The sequence below is a fragment of the Ideonella sp. genome (genome assembly GCF_036277275.1).
In the GTDB taxonomy this organism is placed as follows: Bacteria; Pseudomonadota; Gammaproteobacteria; order Burkholderiales; family Burkholderiaceae_C; genus Ideonella.
Genome location: NZ_DASUNH010000021.1, coordinates 43,657 through 60,916 on the forward strand (window position 1 = coordinate 43,657; position 17,260 = coordinate 60,916).

General features: G+C 66.6%; 17 protein-coding genes. 10 read left to right on the top strand and 7 right to left on the bottom strand.

What is annotated here, in order from left to right:
* Positions 1-30: 30 nt before the first annotated feature.
* Together gmk and VFY73_RS04645 are read right to left on the bottom strand one after the other, a co-directional pair.
* Positions 31-651, bottom strand: a complete 621-nt coding sequence (gene gmk, locus VFY73_RS04640) for a guanylate kinase (protein ID WP_329716747.1) — start codon at positions 649-651, stop codon at positions 31-33.
* Between the two features lie 9 nt (positions 652-660).
* Positions 661-1,572 (bottom strand): YicC/YloC family endoribonuclease, encoded by a 912-nt coding sequence (locus tag VFY73_RS04645; RefSeq protein WP_329716748.1) that lies wholly within the window; start codon positions 1,570-1,572, stop codon positions 661-663.
* A gap of 30 nt (positions 1,573-1,602) precedes the next feature.
* On the opposite strand from VFY73_RS04645, the gene VFY73_RS04650 reads away from it, so the two are divergent.
* From VFY73_RS04650 to hemW, 5 genes are read left to right on the top strand one after another with little or no spacing between them, the layout of a single operon-like run.
* Complete coding sequence (locus VFY73_RS04650; protein WP_329716749.1) at positions 1,603-2,568, top strand: serine/threonine protein kinase; 966 nt, start codon at positions 1,603-1,605, stop codon at positions 2,566-2,568.
* Positions 2,565-3,476 carry a PP2C family serine/threonine-protein phosphatase gene (locus VFY73_RS04655; protein ID WP_329716750.1) on the top strand — a complete coding sequence of 304 codons (912 nt, stop codon included), beginning with the start codon at positions 2,565-2,567 and terminating at the stop codon, positions 3,474-3,476. Before VFY73_RS04650 ends, VFY73_RS04655 begins: the two co-directional genes overlap by 4 nt.
* A 59-nt stretch (positions 3,477-3,535) precedes the next feature.
* Complete coding sequence (gene rph, locus VFY73_RS04660) at positions 3,536-4,276, top strand: ribonuclease PH (RefSeq protein ID WP_329716751.1); 741 nt, start codon at positions 3,536-3,538, stop codon at positions 4,274-4,276.
* Positions 4,277-4,280: 4 nt separating this feature from the next.
* Complete coding sequence (locus tag VFY73_RS04665) at positions 4,281-4,910, top strand: non-canonical purine NTP pyrophosphatase (RefSeq protein WP_329716752.1); 630 nt, start codon at positions 4,281-4,283, stop codon at positions 4,908-4,910.
* Positions 4,910-6,124, top strand: coding sequence for a radical SAM family heme chaperone HemW (gene hemW / locus VFY73_RS04670; protein ID WP_329716753.1), 1,215 nt, complete (start codon positions 4,910-4,912; stop codon positions 6,122-6,124). The genes VFY73_RS04665 and hemW overlap by 1 nt, the downstream gene beginning before the upstream one ends.
* Positions 6,125-6,127: 3 nt before the next feature.
* Here the strand turns inward: hemW and metE are convergent, their stop codons facing one another.
* Positions 6,128-8,479, bottom strand: coding sequence for a 5-methyltetrahydropteroyltriglutamate--homocysteine S-methyltransferase (gene metE / locus VFY73_RS04675; protein WP_329716754.1), 2,352 nt, complete (start codon positions 8,477-8,479; stop codon positions 6,128-6,130).
* A gap of 95 nt (positions 8,480-8,574) precedes the next feature.
* On the opposite strand from metE, the gene VFY73_RS04680 reads away from it, so the two are divergent.
* Positions 8,575-9,501: a LysR family transcriptional regulator gene (locus VFY73_RS04680; RefSeq protein ID WP_329716755.1), complete on the top strand. Its 927-nt coding sequence runs from the start codon at positions 8,575-8,577 to the stop codon at positions 9,499-9,501.
* A 111-nt stretch (positions 9,502-9,612) separates the two neighbouring features.
* Here VFY73_RS04680 and VFY73_RS04685 read toward each other — a convergent pair whose 3' ends face one another.
* From VFY73_RS04685 to VFY73_RS04695, 3 genes are all read right to left on the bottom strand, one after another.
* Entirely contained in the window at positions 9,613-10,704 is a 1,092-nt protein-coding gene (locus VFY73_RS04685) for a chemotaxis response regulator protein-glutamate methylesterase (protein WP_329716756.1), read from the bottom strand.
* A gap of 30 nt (positions 10,705-10,734) precedes the next feature.
* Entirely contained in the window at positions 10,735-11,439 is a 705-nt protein-coding gene (gene cheD / locus VFY73_RS04690) for a chemoreceptor glutamine deamidase CheD (protein WP_329716757.1), read from the bottom strand.
* A gap of 63 nt (positions 11,440-11,502) precedes the next feature.
* Complete coding sequence (locus VFY73_RS04695; protein ID WP_329716758.1) at positions 11,503-12,372, bottom strand: CheR family methyltransferase; 870 nt, start codon at positions 12,370-12,372, stop codon at positions 11,503-11,505.
* A 220-nt stretch (positions 12,373-12,592) separates the two neighbouring features.
* On the opposite strand from VFY73_RS04695, the gene VFY73_RS04700 reads away from it, so the two are divergent.
* From VFY73_RS04700 to VFY73_RS04715, 4 genes are all read left to right on the top strand, one after another.
* The gene (locus VFY73_RS04700; protein ID WP_414654393.1) at positions 12,593-13,318 is read left to right on the top strand and encodes a GGDEF domain-containing protein; all 726 of its coding nucleotides are present in this window, start codon (positions 12,593-12,595) and stop codon (positions 13,316-13,318) included.
* A complete protein-coding gene (locus VFY73_RS04705; protein WP_329716759.1) occupies positions 13,315-14,130 on the top strand; it encodes a MinD/ParA family protein in 816 nt (271 codons plus the stop codon). The genes VFY73_RS04700 and VFY73_RS04705 overlap by 4 nt, the downstream gene beginning before the upstream one ends.
* On the top strand, positions 14,130-14,558 hold the full coding sequence (locus tag VFY73_RS04710; protein ID WP_329716760.1) for a group II truncated hemoglobin: 429 nt from the start codon (positions 14,130-14,132) through the stop codon (positions 14,556-14,558). The genes VFY73_RS04705 and VFY73_RS04710 overlap by 1 nt, the downstream gene beginning before the upstream one ends.
* Positions 14,559-14,808: 250 nt before the next feature.
* Positions 14,809-16,503, top strand: coding sequence for an ABC transporter ATP-binding protein/permease (locus tag VFY73_RS04715; protein ID WP_414654397.1), 1,695 nt, complete (start codon positions 14,809-14,811; stop codon positions 16,501-16,503).
* A 57-nt stretch (positions 16,504-16,560) separates the two neighbouring features.
* Here the strand turns inward: VFY73_RS04715 and VFY73_RS04720 are convergent, their stop codons facing one another.
* Positions 16,561-16,857, bottom strand: coding sequence for a hypothetical protein (locus VFY73_RS04720; protein ID WP_329716762.1), 297 nt, complete (start codon positions 16,855-16,857; stop codon positions 16,561-16,563).
* Positions 16,858-17,260: the final 403 nt, after the last annotated feature.

The following is a 17,260-nucleotide window of genomic DNA, read 5'->3' on the forward strand; positions in this document are numbered from 1 at the left end:
ATGGGTTCTCGTTGGAAGCAGGCGCGGAGGTCAATCGAGGTTGAGTGCCGCGAAGACGGTTGATTTGGCGCGGCGCTGGGCCGCATATTTCAACCGCTGCGAGTGAACGACGGTTTTCATATCGAAAAGCGCCGTCTCGAACAAGCTATTGATTATAACGTAGTCGAAATGGCGAGCCTGTGCCACCTCGACCCGTGCGTTCGCCAGCCGGGTGGTGATGACCTCGGGTTGGTCCTCGCCGCGGCGGCGCAGCCGCTGCTCCAGTTCGCTCCAGCTGGGCGGCAGGATGAAGATCAGCACCGCGAAGGGAAACAGCTGCTTGATCTGCAGCGCGCCTTGCCAGTCGATTTCGAGCACCACGTCTTCGCCGGCCATCAGCCGCGCCTCGATGCCCAGGCGCGAGGTACCGTAGCGGTTGCCGTGCACCTCCGCCCATTCGAAGAACTCGCCGCGCTCGACCATGCCGGCAAATTCGTCCGGCGAGATGAACCAGTACTCGCGGCCGTGCTGCTCTTGTCCGCGCGGCGGACGGGTGGTGTGTGAAATCGACACCGACAGGTGCGAATCCAGTTCCAGCAAGGCCTTGACCAGGCTGGACTTGCCGGCCCCGCTGGGGGCTGCGACGACGAAGAGGTTGCCGGGAGTTTCCATGCCAACGCGTTATTCGATGTTTTGAACCTGTTCGCGCATCTGCTCGATCGCGACCTTCATGTCGACCGAAATGCCGGTCAGCTCCAGCGCCGACGACTTCGAGCCCAGCGTGTTGGCCTCTCGGTGCAGTTCCTGGATCAGGAAGTCCAGCCGTTTGCCGACCTCGCCACCCTTGGCCAGCAGGCGCTCGATCTCGTCCAGGTGCGACTGCAGGCGGGACAGCTCTTCGGCCACGTCGATGCGGATCGCGTAGGCCGCCGCTTCGTTCAACGCCCGGTCGCGCGCGGCTTCAGCCGACACCGCGCCGGCTGCGCCGGCCGAGGCCAGCGCTTCGGTCCAGCGCTCCATGAAGCGTTGCTGCTGCTTCTGCACGACGGCCGGCACCAGCGGCGCGGCCTGTTCGGCCAACTGACGCAAGGTGGTCAGGCGCTCGGTCAGGATCTGCTTCAGGCGTTCGCCCTCACGGGCCCGGGCTTCCCTCAGCGCCTCGATCGCGTTGCGTGCGGCCTGCACCGCCAACTCGTCGAGCCCGGCGTTGGCATTGCTGCTGCCGCCACCGCGGCACCACTGCAACGCCTCGTGCACCGACAGCCCGACCGCGCTGGGCAACCAGCCCTGCACCGTGCTCTCGATCCGCGCCATGCGGTTCAGCTGTTCGGTGCTGGGTTGTGGCAGCCCTTCGTCGGCGCTGCGGCCCAACAGAGCACGCACCTCGACCTTGCCCCGGCGCAGGCCGGCGGTCAAAAGCTCCCGCAACGCGGGCTCGACCTGACGCAGCTCGTCAGGCAAGCGGAACGCGATATCGAGGAAGCGACTGTTGACCGTGCGCATTTCCACGGTCACACCGGCAGGGTGGGCTTCACCCTCGGCCACCGGGGCGGCGCTGGCGCTCGCGAACCCGGTCATGCTGTAAACTGGCATGAAGCTTTTGCACCAAGCAAAAACCCAATTATGTCAAAGCCCAAACCCGCCCCGTTGCCCGCGGGCACCGTGGTCGGTGGCTACCAGATCATCAAGAAACTGGCGGCCGGCGGCTTTGGCGTGGTGTACCTCGCTGAAGACGAAGAACGCCACCTGGTTGCCCTGAAAGAATACCTGCCGGCCTCGCTGGCAGAGCGCTCCGTCGGTGAGCTGGTGCCCCGCGTCAAACCCGAGAAGCAGCCGCTGTACCGGCTGGGCCTCAAGAGCTTCTTCGAAGAAGGTCGCTCGCTCGCACAGATCTCGCACCCCAGTGTCGTCTCGGTGCTGAACTTCTTCCGCGAGAACGAGACCGTCTACATGGTGATGAACTACCTGCAGGGCGACACGCTGCAGGATTTCATCGTCACGGCGCGCGACCTGAAGCAGGAAAAGGTCTTTCGCGAGTCGACCATCCGGTCGCTCTTCGACGAGATCCTGAAAGGCCTGCGCATCGTCCACCAGCACAAGATGCTGCACCTGGACATCAAGCCGGCCAACATCTTCATCACCAATGACAACAAGGCCGTGCTGCTCGATTTCGGCGCCGCCCGTGAGGTGCTGAGCAAGGAAGGCAACTTCATCCGGCCGATGTACACGCCCGGCTTTGCCGCGCCCGAGATGTACCGCCGCGACGGCTCGCTGGGCCCGTGGACCGACATCTACGCGATCGGCGCCTGCATCTACGCCTGCATGCAGGGTTACCCCCCGACCGACGCGCCGCAGCGCATCGACAAAGACCGCTTGACCCTGTCGATGTCGCGCATGCGTAACACCTACTCGGACAACCTGATCGAGGTCACCGAGTGGTGCATGTCGCTGGACCCGCTGTCGCGGCCCCAAAGTGTGTTCGCATTGCAAAAAGAGTTGTCACGCGAGACCGAACGGCGCTATACCTCGCTCAGTTTCACTGAGCGCCTCAAACTGCAGATCGAGAACCTGAAGACCGGGGCACGATGAAATTTTCCGTCTACCAGGTCAGCCGGAAAGGCGGCCGCGAAAAGAACGAAGACCGCATGGGCTACTGCTACACGCGGGATTCGGGTTTGTTCGCGCTCGCCGACGGCATGGGTGGCCACCCTGAGGGTGAAGTGGCTTCTCAGCTCGCACTGCAAACCCTGGCCGCCGCGTTCCAGCGTGAAGCCAAGTCCAGCCTGAAGAGCCCGCTGCGCTTCCTGCAAGACTCGATCCTCGCCGGCCATCACCAGCTGCTGCGCTATGCCACCGAAAAGGGCCTGGTCGACACGCCCCGCACGACGGTCGTCGCCTGCGTTCTGCAGGGCCGTGCAGCCTTCTGGGCCCACTGCGGCGATTCGCGCCTGTATCTGGTGCGCGGCGGCAACCTGATCGCCCGCACCCGCGACCACTCGTACACCGAGCTGCAGAACACGCTGTCGCAGGTCGTCCCGATCGACGCCAAGTTCAACCGTTCGGTGCTGTTTACCTGCCTGGGCAGCCCCGGCAAGCCGGTGGTCGACACGGTCGGCCCGGTCACGCTGCAAACCGGCGACCGGCTGATCGTCTGCTCGGACGGCCTGTGGAGCCAGCTGAACGACGAAGAGATCGTCGAACTGCTGTCGACGCGCTCGCTGTCCGACGGCGTGCCCGAGATGGTCGAACGTGCGCTGCGCAATGGCGGCACCCACGGCGACAACGTCACCGTGCTGGCGGTCGAATGGGAGGCCGTCGAGGAGAGCGATTCGATCGCCGGCGTGTCCACCCGCAGCCTGGGCGAAGACGTGTTCGCGTCGACCATCCAGGCCAGCCTGGCCGACACCGCGCCGGGCGACCTGGACGAAGCCGAGATCGAGCGTTCGATCCGCGAGATCAACGAGGCGATCCAGCGCTCGTCCAAGAAGCGGCCCTGAAATCATCCCGTCCCCGCACCGGCGCCTTCAGGGCGCCGTTTCCGCTTTAGAAAGACCCCATGAGCTTCCAACGTTCCCAAGGCCGCAAGCCCGATTCGTTGCGCCCGCTGCGCATCACCCGTGGCTTCACCAAGCACGCCGAAGGCTCGGTGCTGATCGAGTTCGGCGAGACCCGCGTGCTGTGCACCGCCTCGGTCGAAGAGCGGGTGCCGCCGCACAAGAAGGGCAGCGGCGAAGGCTGGCTGACCGCCGAATACGGCATGCTGCCGCGCTCGACGCACACCCGCAGCGACCGCGAAGCCGCCCGTGGCAAGCAAAGCGGCCGCACGCAGGAGATCCAGCGCCTGATCGGTCGCTCGCTGCGCGCGGTGTTCGACCTGAAGCTGCTCGGCGAACGCACGATCACGCTCGACTGTGACGTGCTGCAAGCCGATGGCGGTACCCGCACCGCGGCGATCACCGGGGCTTTCGTCGCCGCACAAGACGCCGTGTCGGTGTTGCTGGCCAGCGGCAAGATCGCCGTCTCGCCGGTGCGTGACGCGGTGGCCGCGGTGTCGGTCGGCCTGATCGAAGGCACGGCGCTGCTGGACCTGGAGTACATCGAAGACGCGGCCTGCGACACCGACATGAACGTCGTGATGACGGCCAGCGGCGGCTTCGTCGAAGTGCAGGGCACCGCAGAAGGTGCGGCCTTCAGCCGCGCCGAGATGGACGCACTGCTGGCGCTGGCCAGCAAGGGCATCCAGGAGCTGGCCGAGGCGCAGCGCGCTGCACTGGCCCGCCCGCTGAACAAAGGCTGAGCGCGTGAAACTGGTGCTGGCCTCGAACAATGCAAAGAAGCTGGCCGAACTGGGCCAGCTGTTCGCGCCGCTGGGCATCGAGCTGGTGACCCAGGGCTCTCTGGGGGTCAGTGAAGCCGAGGAGCCGCACCACACCTTCGTCGAAAACGGGCTGGCGAAAGCGCGCCACGCCGCTGCGGTGACCGGGTTGCCGGCGATTGCCGACGACTCGGGCCTGTGTGTCGACGCGCTGGGCGGCGAGCCTGGCGTGCAGTCGGCGGTGTTCGCGCCGTTCTCGCCCGCGCCGGGCATGGACCGCGAGGCTCAGCGTCGCGCGCAAGACGCTGCCAACAATCATCTGCTGCTGGACCGCCTGGATGGCGCTACCGACCGGCGCGCCAGCTTCGTCTGCTCGCTGATCGCGCTGCGCAGCGCCAACGACCCCGAGCCGCTGATCGCCTTCGGCCGCTGGGGCGGCGAGATCCTGACCGCGCCGCAAGGCGAGGGCGGGTTTGGCTACGACCCGCTGATGTTCATCCCCGCGCTGGGCCAGACCGTGGCCACATTGCCCACCGCGCTGAAGAACGCCCACAGCCACCGGGCGATCGCGGCGGCGCAGATGATCACGCTGATGCGCGACGCTTGGCACCTGTGATGGATGCGACCGCCGCCGACCGCTTCCTGCGCCCGGGCACTCTGCAGCTCGGCGCGCCGCCGCCGCTGTCGGTCTACGTGCACCTGCCTTGGTGCCTGAAGAAGTGCCCGTACTGTGACTTCAACAGCCACGAACTGGGCGCGAGCAAGAACAACGGCCGTGAGCTCCCCGAAACCCAGTACCTGGACGCGCTGCGCGCCGACCTCGAAGCCAGCCTGCCGCTGGTCTGGGGTCGCACGGTGCAGACGGTGTTCATCGGCGGTGGCACGCCGAGCCTGTTCTCGCCGGCCGGCATCGAGCGCCTGCTGTCGGACCTGCGCCTGCTGTTGCCGCTGGCGCCGGGTTGCGAGATCACGCTGGAGGCCAACCCCGGCACCTTCGAGCGCGAGCGCTTCCGTGCCTTCCACGCGGCCGGCGTCACGCGCTTGTCGATCGGCGTGCAGAGCTTCGACGACAGCAAGCTGAAGGCGCTGGGCCGCGTGCACGACCGTGCGCAAGCCATCGCCGCGATCGAGGAAGCGGCGTCGACCTTCGATACCTTCAACCTCGACCTGATGTACGCGTTGCCCGGCCAGACGCTGGCCGAGCTGGAAATCGACGTGCGCACCGCGCTCGGCTTCAACCCGCCGCACCTGAGCCTGTACCACCTGACGCTGGAGCCGAACACCGCATTCGCAGTGAAGCCCCCGGTGCTGCCCGACGATGACACCAGCGCGCAGATGATGGACCGGCTGGTCGAGCTGACCGGCGAGGCTGGCCTGGATCGCTACGAGGTTTCGGCCTATGCACGGCCGGGCCACCGCTGCGCCCACAACCTGAACTACTGGCAGTTCGGTGACTACCTGGGCCTGGGCGCCGGCGCGCACGGCAAACTGAGCTTTCCGCATCGCGTGCTGCGCACCGTGAAGTGGCGCGAGCCGGCGCGCTACATGGCCGAGGCGCTGGCTGGCAAGGCGAGCTCGAACGAAGACGAGGTGGCGCGCAAGTCGCTGCCTTTCGAGTTCATGCTCAACACGCTGCGCCTGCGCGATGGCTTCGAAGAGGCCTTGTTCACCGATCGCACCGGCTTGCCGCCCTCGGCGATCGCCGACGGGCTGAAGATGGCACAGGCGCAAGGCCTGCTCGAAACCATCATCGGCCCTACGGGCCGCGTGGTGCGGCCCACCGCGCGTGGTTTCGATTTCCTGAGCGACCTGCAGGCGATCTTCCTGTAGACCTCAGGCCTCCGCCGTCTCGGCCGATTTTTTCGAGCCACGCGCCAGTTCCTCGCGCAACTGCTGCGCCGCCAGCACCATCTGCTGCAGCGCCGCGGTCGTCTCGGGCCAGCCGCGGGTCTTCAACCCGCAGTCCGGGTTGACCCACAACCGGTCGGCCGGCACGACCTCGGCGGCCTTGCGCAGCAGGCGGATCATCTCGGCCGCAGTCGGCACGCGGGGCGAGTGGATGTCGTAGACGCCGGGGCCGATCTCGTTGGGGTAGCGGAAGGCGCCGAAGCCCCGCAGCAGTTCCATGTCCGAGCGGCTGGTCTCGATCGTGATCACGTCGGCGTCCAGCGCGGCGATCTCGGGCAGGATGTCGTTGAACTCGGCGTAGCACATGTGCGTATGAACCTGCGTGTCGTCGCGCACGCCGCTGGCCGCAACGCGGAACGCGCGCGTTGCCCATGCCAGGTAGCCTGGCCACTGTGCGCGGCGCAGCGGCAGCCCTTCACGCAGTGCCGGTTCGTCGACCTGGATGATCGCGATGCCGGCGGCTTCCAGGTCTTGCACTTCGTCGCGCACCGCGAGTGCCAGTTGCATCGCCGTGTCGGCCCGTGGCTGGTCGTCGCGCACGAACGACCACTGCAGCATCGTGATCGGACCGGTCAGCATGCCTTTCATTGGCCGCCTGGTCAGGCTCTGTGCGTGGCGGGCCCATTCGACCGTCATCGGCGCAGGGCGCGACACATCGCCGAACAGCAGCGGCGGCTTCACGCAGCGCGAGCCGTAGGACTGGACCCAGCCGTTGGCGCTGAAGGCGTAGCCTTGCAGCAGCTCGGCGAAGTACTCGACCATGTCGTTGCGCTCGGCCTCGCCGTGCACCAGCACATCGAGTCCCAGTGCTTCTTGGGAGGCGACCGCCTGCGCGATCTCGTGCTGCATGGCTTCGCGGTAGGCCTCGGCCGGCAGCTCGCCGCGTTTGTGGGCGGCCCGCACCGCGCGGATGGTGGGTGTCTGCGGGAACGAGCCAATGGTCGTCGTCGGCAACGGCGGCAGGTTTAGCCGTTCGCGCTGCAGGCGCTGGCGGCGCGTGAAAGCACTGATCCGGCGGTCGATGTTGGCCGGCAGTTGCTGCAGACGCTGGGCGACAGCCGGGTTCTTCACCCGCGGGCTGTGGCGCCTTTCGTCGATCACGGCGCGTGCAGCGTCCAGGTCGCCGGCCACGGCGTCGTCCCCCTTCAGCAGTGCGCGCTTGAGCAATTGCAGCTCGGCCAGCTTTTCGGTCGCACCGGCCACCCACCGGCGCAGTTCGGCATCCAGCGTCGCGTCGTCGGCCAAGCTCAGCGGCACGTGCAGCAGCGAGCATGAGGGCGCCAGCCACAGCCGCCCACCGCGGCGTTCCAGGGTTGGGCGCAGGTGGACCAACGCCGTGTCCAGGTCGGCGCGCCAGATGTTGCGGCCGTCGAGGATGCCGATCGACAATTCGCGGTCCAGCGGCAGCGCGTCCAGCACCTCGGGCAGTTCGTCCAGCGCGCGGACCGCGTCGACATGCAGCCCGGCCACGGGCAGTCGGCAGGCCAGCGGCAGGTTGGCTTGCAGCGGCGAGAAGTAGGTCGCCAGCAGCACCGACACGTCGATCTTTGCCAGACGCTGGTAGGCGTGCTCGAAAGCCTGCGTCCACGCGCTCGGCAGGTCAAGCCCGAGGATCGGCTCGTCGAGTTGCACCCATTGCACGCCAGCAGCGGCCAGGCGGGTCAGCAGGTCGACATACAACGGCAGCAGGGTGTCGAGCAGGCCTAGGCGGTCGAAACCCTCTGCCTTGGCCTTGCCGAGCCACAGGAAGCTCAGCGGGCCCAGCAGCACCGGCTTGACCGGCAGGCCCAGCGCCTGCGCTTCGGCCAACTCTGCCAGCAGCCGCTGCGGCGCCAGCGCGAAGGCGGTGTCGTTGGCGAACTCGGGCACGAGGTAGTGGTAGTTGGTGTCGAACCATTTGGTCATCTCCAGCGCCTGCGTGCCGCTGGCTGCTTGGGCACCGCAGCCGCAACCGTCGCCATGCACGTGCGCGACACCGCGCGCCATCGTGAAGTAGCGCGCCAGCGCCGGCTCGTCGCCACTGAATCCGAAGCGGGCCGGCTCACAGCCAAAGAGCTGGATGTGGTTGGCGACTTGGTCGTAGTACGCGAAGTCGCCGACGGTCAGGAAGCCGAGGCCGGCGTCCCGCTGCAACTCCCAATGGCGGCGCCGCAGCGTTCGGCCGGTCGCTTCGAGCTCGTCGGCGCTGACCTCGCCGCGCCAATGCCGCTCGAGGGCGAACTTCAGTTCGCGCTGCGCACCGATGCGAGGAAAGCCAAGGATATGAGTTTGAATCATGATTGAGCGATATTTGAATGAATCACTTGGCATGATCGACATCACCTCACTATGATTCAAGCGAAAATTTTCTTGAACTAACTTGAATCGGGCTCATGACTCAGTCACCGCTGGAGCTTCGCCACCTGAAGACGTTGCTGGCTTTGCGTGAGGCGGGCAACCTGTCGCGTGCGGCGCAGTTGCTGAACCTGACGCAGTCCGCGCTGTCGCACCAGATGAAGGGGCTGGAAGAGGCCTACGGCACGGTGCTGTTCGAGCGCAAGTCCAGCCCGGTGGCGTTTTCGGCCGCTGGCCAGCGCCTGCTGCGTCTGGCTGACGCGGTGCTGCCGCAGGTCAGCGAAGCCGAACGCGACGTGGCGCGCCTGATCGATGGCGCCGCCGGCACGCTGCGCATCGCGGTCGAATGCCACACCTGCTTCGACTGGCTGATGCCGGCGATGGACGCGCTGCGCGCCCGCTGGCCCGAGGTCGAGCTGGACATCGTCTCGGGTTTTCACGCCGACCCGGTCGGCCTGCTGCACCAGGACCGCGCCGAACTGGCCATCGTCTCCGAGCTGTCGGACGACGAGACCGGCGTGGTCTACAGCCCGCTGTTCAGCTTCGAGATCGTCGCGTTGCTGCCGCAGGGCCATGTGCTGCTGGCCAAACCCTGGCTCGAGGCGGAAGACTTCGCCGAGCACACGTTGATCACCTATCCGGTGCCCGACGACATGCTGGACCTGGTGCGTCGCGTGCTGCGCCCAGCCGGCATCACGCCGCCGCGCCGAACGAGCGAGCTGACGGTGGCGATGCTGCAACTGGTGGCCAGCGGCCGCGGGTTGGCAGCGCTGCCGGTGTGGGCGGTGAAGAACTACCTGGACCGCGGCTATGTCGCCCACCAACGCATCGGCCGCGAAGGGCTGACGGGGCGGCTGTATGCGGCGACGCCCGAGCGCCTGGCCGACCGTCCCTACCTGGCGGAGTTCGTGCGCATCATGCGCGAGACCTCGCTGCTGGGCTTGCCGGGTGTGAAATTGTTGTAGCCCCCACGCCCCCTTCCGGGGGCTGCCCCCCGAGGGGGCTCGCGCAGCGGACCGGCAAAGCCGGATCCGCGCACGCCACTTGAGGACGGCGGCTCCTGCGGAGCGCCGAAATCAGACTCGATGCAGCAGCGCGCCGTGCATCGAGCGCAGTTTTTCCATCAAGTGCGTCGCAATGTCCTGCAGCGGCAGCACTTCGTTCGCGGCGCCATGCTGGATCGCCTCGCGCGGCATGCCGAAGACCACGCAGGTCGATTCGTTCTGCGCGTAGTTGTAGCTGCCAGCGTCGCGCATCGTCTTCATGGCCTTGGCACCATCGGCACCCATGCCGGTCAACATGATGCCGAAGGCGTTCTGGCCGACCACGCGGGCCGCTGACTCGAACAGCACCTCGACCGATGGCTTGTGGCGGTTCACCGGCTCGCCGTCGCGCACGCGAGCCACGTAGTTGGCGCCCGAGCGTTCGACGCTCAGGTGCAGGCCACCCGGTGCGATGTAGGCGTGGCCGGGCAGGATCCGTTCGCCGTCGACCGCTTCCTTGACCCGGATCTTGCACAGCGTGTCCAGCCGCGCCGCGTACGAGCGGGTGAAACCTGGCGGCATGTGCTGGGTGATGACGACCGCGGGCGCATCGGCCGGCAGGTTCATCAGCACTTCCTTGGTGGCCTCGGTGCCGCCGGTGGAGGCACCGATGAAGATCAGTTTTTCAGTCGACAGCCGGCCCAGCGGGCTGGGCGCGGCCTTGGCCGGCGCCGCCGCGGCGCCGGGGGCCGGTGCTGGCGGGGCCGCCGGCGCACGCTTGACGTGTGCCTTTGACGCGATGCGAATCTTCTCGGTGATCTCTTCGGCCAACTGCTTCAGGCCATCGGCCACGCCGATCTTCGGCTTGGCGACGAAGTCCAGCGCACCCAGCTCCAGCGCGCGCATCGTCACGTCGGCGCCGCGCTCGGTCAGCGTCGACACCATCAGCACCGGCATCGGCCGCAGGCGCATCAGCTTGGACAGGAAGTCGATGCCGTCCATGCGCGGCATTTCGACATCCAGCGTGATCACGTCCGGGTTAAGGGTGCGGATCATTTCGCGCGCAGCGAACGGGTCCGCTGCGGTGCCGATGCACTCCATGTCGGGCTGCCGGTTGATGATCTCGGCGAGCAGGCTGCGCACGAGCGCCGAATCGTCCACCACCACCACACGCGTCTTCGCCATGGTTCTTCCTTGGTTTGCCTTGATGGATGGTCAGAAGAGGTCGATCGAGCCGCCGCCGGTGTTGGCCGGTGCCGCCTTCTGGGCGGCTGCGCGGTCCTGGGCCACCAGCGCTTCGGCGTTGGTCGGCGCCAGGCGCTTGACCATCGCCTTGCCGCTGAACGGCAGGAAGCAGACCTTGCGCGGGTAGATGTCCAGCACGTCCTTCGAGACGACGGGGATGCGCTCGGTCGACAGGAAGTCGAGCACGAATTGCGTGTTGCGTTCGCCGACGTTGATCGAGTTCATGCCGCTGATCACCGCTCCGCCGCCGAAGACCTTGGCCTCCATCGTCAGGCGCGAGGCGCCGCGCTTCATCATCTCGTTGATCAGCAGTTCCATCGCGTACGAGCCGTAGCGACCCGAGTCTCCGGCACCGTCGGGCAGCATGAAGTGGTTCATGCCGCCGATGCGGGCCTGGCGGTCCCACAGGCAGGCGGCGATGCACGAGCCCAGCGTGGTCATCACCAGCAGGTCTTCCGAGTCGCAGTAGAACTCGCCGGGCAGCACCTTGACCGCTTCGTTCTTGAAGTGCGCGTCGTAGAAGAAGAAGGACGCCTCACCCGGCTTGCGAGGCTGGGCCTTCAGCTTGTCCAGCCGCGGCGTGCGGCCGACGATGCCGCTACCGCCCGCTGCAACAGCGGGCGGTGCTGCGGCGCGGGCGGCGCCGGATGAAGAAGCATTGGGCAAGATGGCCATGGATGAAACCTGGTTCGCGTGGATATTCGGAGTCGGGAGAAGCGGTCGTGGCCTGCGGTGGCACTACACCCGCTTGTAGATCGTCTTGCCCTGCAGATGGAACAGGTCGCGCGAGTCGGTGAAGTTCTCGGAATGACCCACGAACAGCAGGCCGCCCGGTTTCATGGCGCCATGGATGCGCTCCAGCACCTTGCGCTGGGTGCCATGGTCGAAATAGATCATCACGTTGCGGCAGAACACCATGTCGAAAGGCTCACCCATCGACCAGTGCGTGCTCATCAGGTTGAACGGCTTGAAGTCGATCAGCTTGGTCAGCTCGGGCTTGACGCGGATGAACCCGGCGTTGGCGCCGGTGCCGCGCATGAAATGCTTCTTCAGCCGCTCCGGCGACAGGCCGCGCGAATCGGCCGAATAGACGCCGCGCTGACCGGTGGCCAGCACCTTGGTGTCGATGTCGGTGGCCAGCAGGCGCGCACCGGTGCCGGCGCCCAGCACCTCATTGAGCACCATCGCGATCGAATAGGGCTCTTCGCCGGTCGAGGCGGCGTTGCACCAGATGCGCGGGTTGCGCACGGTCGCATTCAGGCCGCGCAGCGCGTCGGCAAAGGCGTGGAAATGGTGTTCCTCGCGGAAGAACGAAGTCAGGTTGGTTGTCAGGCAGTTGATGAACTCCTGCCATTCCTGCTCGCCGGCCATGCCGCTGGCCCCTTCGAGCCACTGCAGGTAGTCCTTGAAACTGCGGTGGCCGGTCTCGCGCAGCCGGCGCGACAGCCGGCTGTAGACCATGGCGCGCTTGCCGTCGTGCAGGCTGATGCCGGCGCGTTGGTAGATGAGCTTGCGCACCCGCTCGAAGTCAGCCGCCGCAAAGCTGAACTCCTGGTCGATCGCGTCGTTTTCGCCAGGGCGGCTGGGGGCGTCTAGCAATGAGCTCATCGTGTTCTTCGGGACGGCGGCACGTTTGTCGAGGTCCCGCGATCCGGTATCGGACCACGGGCGCTGGGATGTGGGATACCTGGGCAAGTCTGCCCGTCCCAGCCCGGCGCGGCGGCTGGAGATGAGCCCGGTTCCCCCAGCTATTTCGGCACCCGTGACCCAAACCCGCACTGCTAGACTGCGCCAAACCCCCCAGGCCTGCTTCATATTTCACGCAGTTGTGAGCGCCACCGCACCCTCTCCAGCGCCGGATCGCGCCACCTTGCGGGTGGAGCAGGCGATGCAGCTGCTGCAGCAGTCGGGCCACCCGTTGCCGCCCGGCGCACCGGGCAGCGTGGCGTGGTTGCAGGGGCTGATCGATGCGCTGTGCGACCTGTCCAGCCGCGATGCCTTGACCGGCCTGGCCAACCGTCGCAGCTTCGAATCGGCCCTGGGCCGTGAAATCGATCGTGTCGCCCGCTCCGGCGAACCGGCCTTGCTGTTGCTGCTGGACATCGACCATTTCAAGCGCGTCAACGACACCCATGGCCACGCCGTGGGCGACATGGTGATCCAGGCGGTGGCCGACGTGCTGCGCGAGACCGTGCGACCGATGGACTTGCCGGCCCGCATCGGCGGCGAAGAGTTCGCGATCATCCTGCCCAACTGCGCCCCGGCCTTCGGCCAGACGGTGGCCGATCGGGTGCGGCTGCGCATCGAGGCCAAGGCCGTCAAGATCGGCCCGTCACAGACGCTGGGCGTGACCGTCAGCGTGGGGGGCGCCTACGCGCCGCAGTGGGTGCGCTCCACGGCCACTTTGTGGAAAGAACGCGCCGACCTGCAGCTCTACCGCGCCAAGGCCGAGGGCCGCAATCGCACCTGCCTGGAGCCTACGCCGGTCTCGCTGGTCAGCCCTGAAGAAAAGGGTTTGCTGTTCGGCACGTCGAACTTCGGGGAATTCGAATGAACACCGCCGCCAGCCGGCCCGACGCGGCGGATGCCGCCGCGCCGCCGCCGTCTCAGAAGCGAGCACGCATCACCGCCATCACCAGCGGCAAAGGAGGCGTCGGCAAGACCTTTCTGTCGGCCAACCTGGCCGCGGCACTGGCCCGCCAGGGCGAACGCGTGCTGGTGCTCGACGCCGACCTCGGCCTGGCCAATCTCGATGTCGTGCTGAACCTGTTCCCGAAGATCACGCTGCACGATGTGTTCACCGGCAAGAACACGCTCGAGCAGGCCATCGTGCCCGCACCCGGCGGCTTCCATGTGCTGCTGGCCGGCTCCGGCATGGTCGAGTACTCGCGCCTGACGCCCGAGGTGCGCGACCTGCTGGTCGACGTGGTGGCCAAGGTGCGGCCGCAGTTCGACCGCATCCTGCTCGACACGGGTGCCGGCATTTCCGACGTGGTGCTCTACACCGTGTCGCTGGCCGATGAGGTGCTGGTCGTCACCACGCCCGAGCCGACCGCGCTGACTGATGCCTACGCCACGATCAAGGTGCTGGCCACGACGCAAGGCCGACGCGACATCCGCCTGCTGGTCAACCAGGTCACCCGCCCGGGTGATGGCCGCACCATCCGCGGCCAGCTGCAGCAGGTGGTGGACCGCTACGTGACACCGGGGCTCGAATCGCCGGTCAAGCTCGAATTCCTCGGCGAAATCGGCACCGACAAGACAGTGCGCGAAGCCGTGACCCGGCGCCAGCTGCTGCTCGAAGCCTTTCCCGGCTGCGCCGCTGCCCAAGGCGTGGTGGCGGCCGCCACCCGTCTTCTGGCCTGATGAGCGGCGACGAGAACGCGCGCGACGAAGACGACGCGCCCCCACCCGGCCCGACGCCGTTCGACCGCCTTGGCGGCGAGCCCGGCGTGCAGGCGCTGGTCGACCGCTTCTACGACCTGATGGACCTGGAGCCCGCCTACGCGGTGCTGCGCGGCGTGCACGGCTCCGATCTGCACGCGGCGCGGCAGAAGCTTTTCTGGTTCCTGTGCGGCTGGCTCGGCGGTCCGAGCCACTACATCGAGCGCTTTGGCCACCCGCGCCTGCGCGCCCGCCACCTGCCGTTCTCGATCGGCCAGATCGAGCGCGACCAATGGCTGGCCTGCATGTACCAGGCGATGGCCGAGTGCAATGTCGAGCCGGCGCTGCGCGAGCGGCTCGAAAAGTCGCTGTTCGACACGGCGGACTGGATGCGTAACCGCGCCGGTTGATGGCGGTCCACTATCGCGTCCGCGCTTGACATCGGACAAACCGCAGGCGTGTCGTCCGACACCGGTGCTGCACGCCCGCCTTTAGGATGCCCTTGGCGATGTCGCCACATGCGAGGGCCGTCACAAGGCGTTGTTCCCGATGCCCATTCCCACCTCTGCGGCGCCGGCCAGCAGTGCCTCGTTGCCGTCCGCATCGCCACCCCCGCCGGCACGACCCCGCATCCGCTTTCGCCGCCCCCCGGGTTTGTCGATGGCGGCGTGGCGCCAGTTCATCAGCGTCGCCAAGCCCTACTGGCTGGGGGACAAGCGAAAGTCCGCCTGGGGCCTGCTGGCCTTGTTGGTCGTGCTGATGCTCGCCGAGACCCAGTTCGCCGTGATGCTGAACAACCAGGCCGGCGAGATGACCTCGGCGTTGTCGGCCAGGGACGGCGCGCGCTTCTGGAGCAACGTGCGCGCTTGCCTGGCGGTTCTGGTGTTCGCGGTGCCGATCTACGCCTTCTACTACTACATGCGCGATGCGTTCTCCAACCACTGGAGGCGTTGGCTGACCGGTCGCTTTCTCGACGGCTACCTGAGCGGGCGCAAGTACTACGAGCTGAACAGCAGCGGCGACATCGACAACCCCGACCAGCGCATCAGCGAAGACATCAACAGCTTCACCGGCCGCTCGATCCATTTTCTTCTGATCTTCCTCGGCTCGGCCATGCAGCTGGTGGCGTTCAGCGCCGTGCTGTGGTCGATCTCGCGCACGCTGGTCGCCTTCCTCGCGGTCTATGCCATCGTGGGCACGGTGGTCGCACTGTGGGTGTTCGGCTCGCCGCTGATCCAGCTGAATTTCTGGCAACTGCGACGCGAGGCCGACTTCCGCTTCGGGCTGATGCGGGTGCGCGAAAACGCAGAGTCGATCGCCTTCTACCGTGGCGAATCGCAAGAGCGCAAGCAGATCGAACGGCGGTTCGATGCGGTGTTCGCCAACTACATGAAGCTGATCAAGAAGCAGCGCTCGCTGAACCTGTTCCAGCGCGGGTTCAGCCAGCTGACGCTGGTCGTGCCGAGCGTGATCCTGGCCGATGGCGTGCTCTCGGGCCAGCTCGAAGTGGGGCGGGCCGTGCAGGCGGCCGGGGCCTTCGCGGCTGTGCTCAGCGCCGTGGCCCTGATCGTCGACAACTTCGAAAGCCTGAGTCGTTTCGTGGCCGGTATCGGGCGCCTGCATGCGCTGTCCGAGCTGGTGCTCAAGGTGCCGGGTGCGGCAGAACCTGCAGGCACGCAGCAATGGATCGAGAGCCGTGAAGGCGATTGCTTCATGCTCGATACCGTCGACTTGTACACACCGCAGGCCGAACGCCTCCTGGTGAAGGCATTGAGCCTGCAGCTGAACCCCGGTGATGGACTGTTGATCACCGGCGTCAGCGGTTGCGGCAAGAGTTCGCTGCTACGCGCGATCGCCGGCCTCTGGCGCACCGGCTCGGGCACGGTGCAGCACCCGCCGCTGGGCACGGTGTTCTTCCTGCCGCAGCGACCCTACCTGCAGCACGGCACGCTGCGCAGCCAACTGATCTACCCGAGCCCCGACACCGGACTGAGCGACGAGCGTTTGCTGGAAATCCTGAAGGAAGTTCGGCTCGAAGACCTGGCCGAGCGCGTCGGTGGGTTGGACGCGGTGCAGGACTGGGAGAAGCTGCTGTCGGTCGGCGAACAGCAGCGGATGGCGTTTGCGCGGGTGCTCGTGCGCGAGCCCCAGGTCGTGATCCTCGACGAGGCGACCAGCGCATTGGACAGTGCCAGCGAAGCGGCGCTCTATCAGCGCTTGCGTGACAGCCGAACCACCTTGATCAGCGTCGCCCACCGCGCGGCCGTGCTGCGCTACCACGACCAGGTGCTTGAGCTCACGGGGGGCGGAGCCTGGCAGCTGTATGACGCCAAAGGCTACCAGTTCGACGGCTGACCGCCCGGCGCAGCGCCGGTGCGCCGGGCAATCAGCGCTTGTCTCACAAGCGAATGGTTACTTTCGTCGCACGTCCGGGCAGGCGAACTCACGCCCGATCGCCGAGCGCGCCAGGAAATAGTTGTTACGAGCACGATCACTCAACAGATCGAGGTTGACGCGGCCAGTGCTGTCGCAAGGGAAGGCCAAGGCCCGGCCCTTGTCGAACAACGAGGCGAAGCGCAGCTCAAACTGGTGATCGTCACCCTCGGTAGAAACACTGAGGCGAGTAAGCACAACATCCCTCCGGCAAAGCAGGTCGACTGGCATGAGGGCGGTTTGCAGGCCGCTCTTTTGGTGCTTGTCGATAGGCACACAGCTTGCCGTTCTTGGCTTACAGAATCATTCAACATTCGTCAGCAAATGTTCATTTCCTGTGTGACCTAACGCACAAAACGATGCGCCGGAAGGTCCCCGACCTCTTGGTTGCTTTTTTCGGCAGTGGGGCGGTGCCGACGCTTGTCGAATCTTGCCCAGTGGGCTCGTCGGGGCACGGCGACAGCCTCGTGCTTGCCTGGATCGCCACCGCCTGACGCCGGTCGAGCGTCTCTCCGGCCACGCGCTCGGTCCAGCCCCGAGGTGAGGGTGCGACGCAGCTCGCCGGGTGCTTCTCGATCTGCGCCTCGATCCAGCCACGGTGTTGCACGAAGCGGCGCATCGTTGCCGCGATGCGGTGTCTGACTTGGCGCTCGTTTTCCGTCTGTATAGACAGGCGTTC

What these genes read in the sequence shown, in the direction of transcription:
- gmk (WP_329716747.1), bottom strand. Translation starts at nt 651, where the DNA reads ATGGAAACTCCCGGCAACCTCTTCGTCGTCGCAGCCCCCAGCGGGGCC.
- VFY73_RS04645 (WP_329716748.1), bottom strand. Translation starts at nt 1,572, where the DNA reads ATGCCAGTTTACAGCATGACCGGGTTCGCGAGCGCCAGCGCCGCCCCG.
- VFY73_RS04650 (WP_329716749.1), top strand. Translation starts at nt 1,603, where the DNA reads ATGTCAAAGCCCAAACCCGCCCCGTTGCCCGCGGGCACCGTGGTCGGT.
- VFY73_RS04655 (WP_329716750.1), top strand. Translation starts at nt 2,565, where the DNA reads ATGAAATTTTCCGTCTACCAGGTCAGCCGGAAAGGCGGCCGCGAAAAG.
- rph (WP_329716751.1), top strand. Translation starts at nt 3,536, where the DNA reads ATGAGCTTCCAACGTTCCCAAGGCCGCAAGCCCGATTCGTTGCGCCCG.
- hemW (WP_329716753.1), top strand. Translation starts at nt 4,910, where the DNA reads ATGGATGCGACCGCCGCCGACCGCTTCCTGCGCCCGGGCACTCTGCAG.
- metE (WP_329716754.1), bottom strand. Translation starts at nt 8,479, where the DNA reads ATGATTCAAACTCATATCCTTGGCTTTCCTCGCATCGGTGCGCAGCGC.
- VFY73_RS04680 (WP_329716755.1), top strand. Translation starts at nt 8,575, where the DNA reads ATGACTCAGTCACCGCTGGAGCTTCGCCACCTGAAGACGTTGCTGGCT.
- VFY73_RS04685 (WP_329716756.1), bottom strand. Translation starts at nt 10,704, where the DNA reads ATGGCGAAGACGCGTGTGGTGGTGGTGGACGATTCGGCGCTCGTGCGC.
- cheD (WP_329716757.1), bottom strand. Translation starts at nt 11,439, where the DNA reads ATGGCCATCTTGCCCAATGCTTCTTCATCCGGCGCCGCCCGCGCCGCA.
- VFY73_RS04695 (WP_329716758.1), bottom strand. Translation starts at nt 12,372, where the DNA reads ATGAGCTCATTGCTAGACGCCCCCAGCCGCCCTGGCGAAAACGACGCG.
- VFY73_RS04705 (WP_329716759.1), top strand. Translation starts at nt 13,315, where the DNA reads ATGAACACCGCCGCCAGCCGGCCCGACGCGGCGGATGCCGCCGCGCCG.
- VFY73_RS04710 (WP_329716760.1), top strand. Translation starts at nt 14,130, where the DNA reads ATGAGCGGCGACGAGAACGCGCGCGACGAAGACGACGCGCCCCCACCC.
- VFY73_RS04715 (WP_414654397.1), top strand. Translation starts at nt 14,809, where the DNA reads ATGGCGGCGTGGCGCCAGTTCATCAGCGTCGCCAAGCCCTACTGGCTG.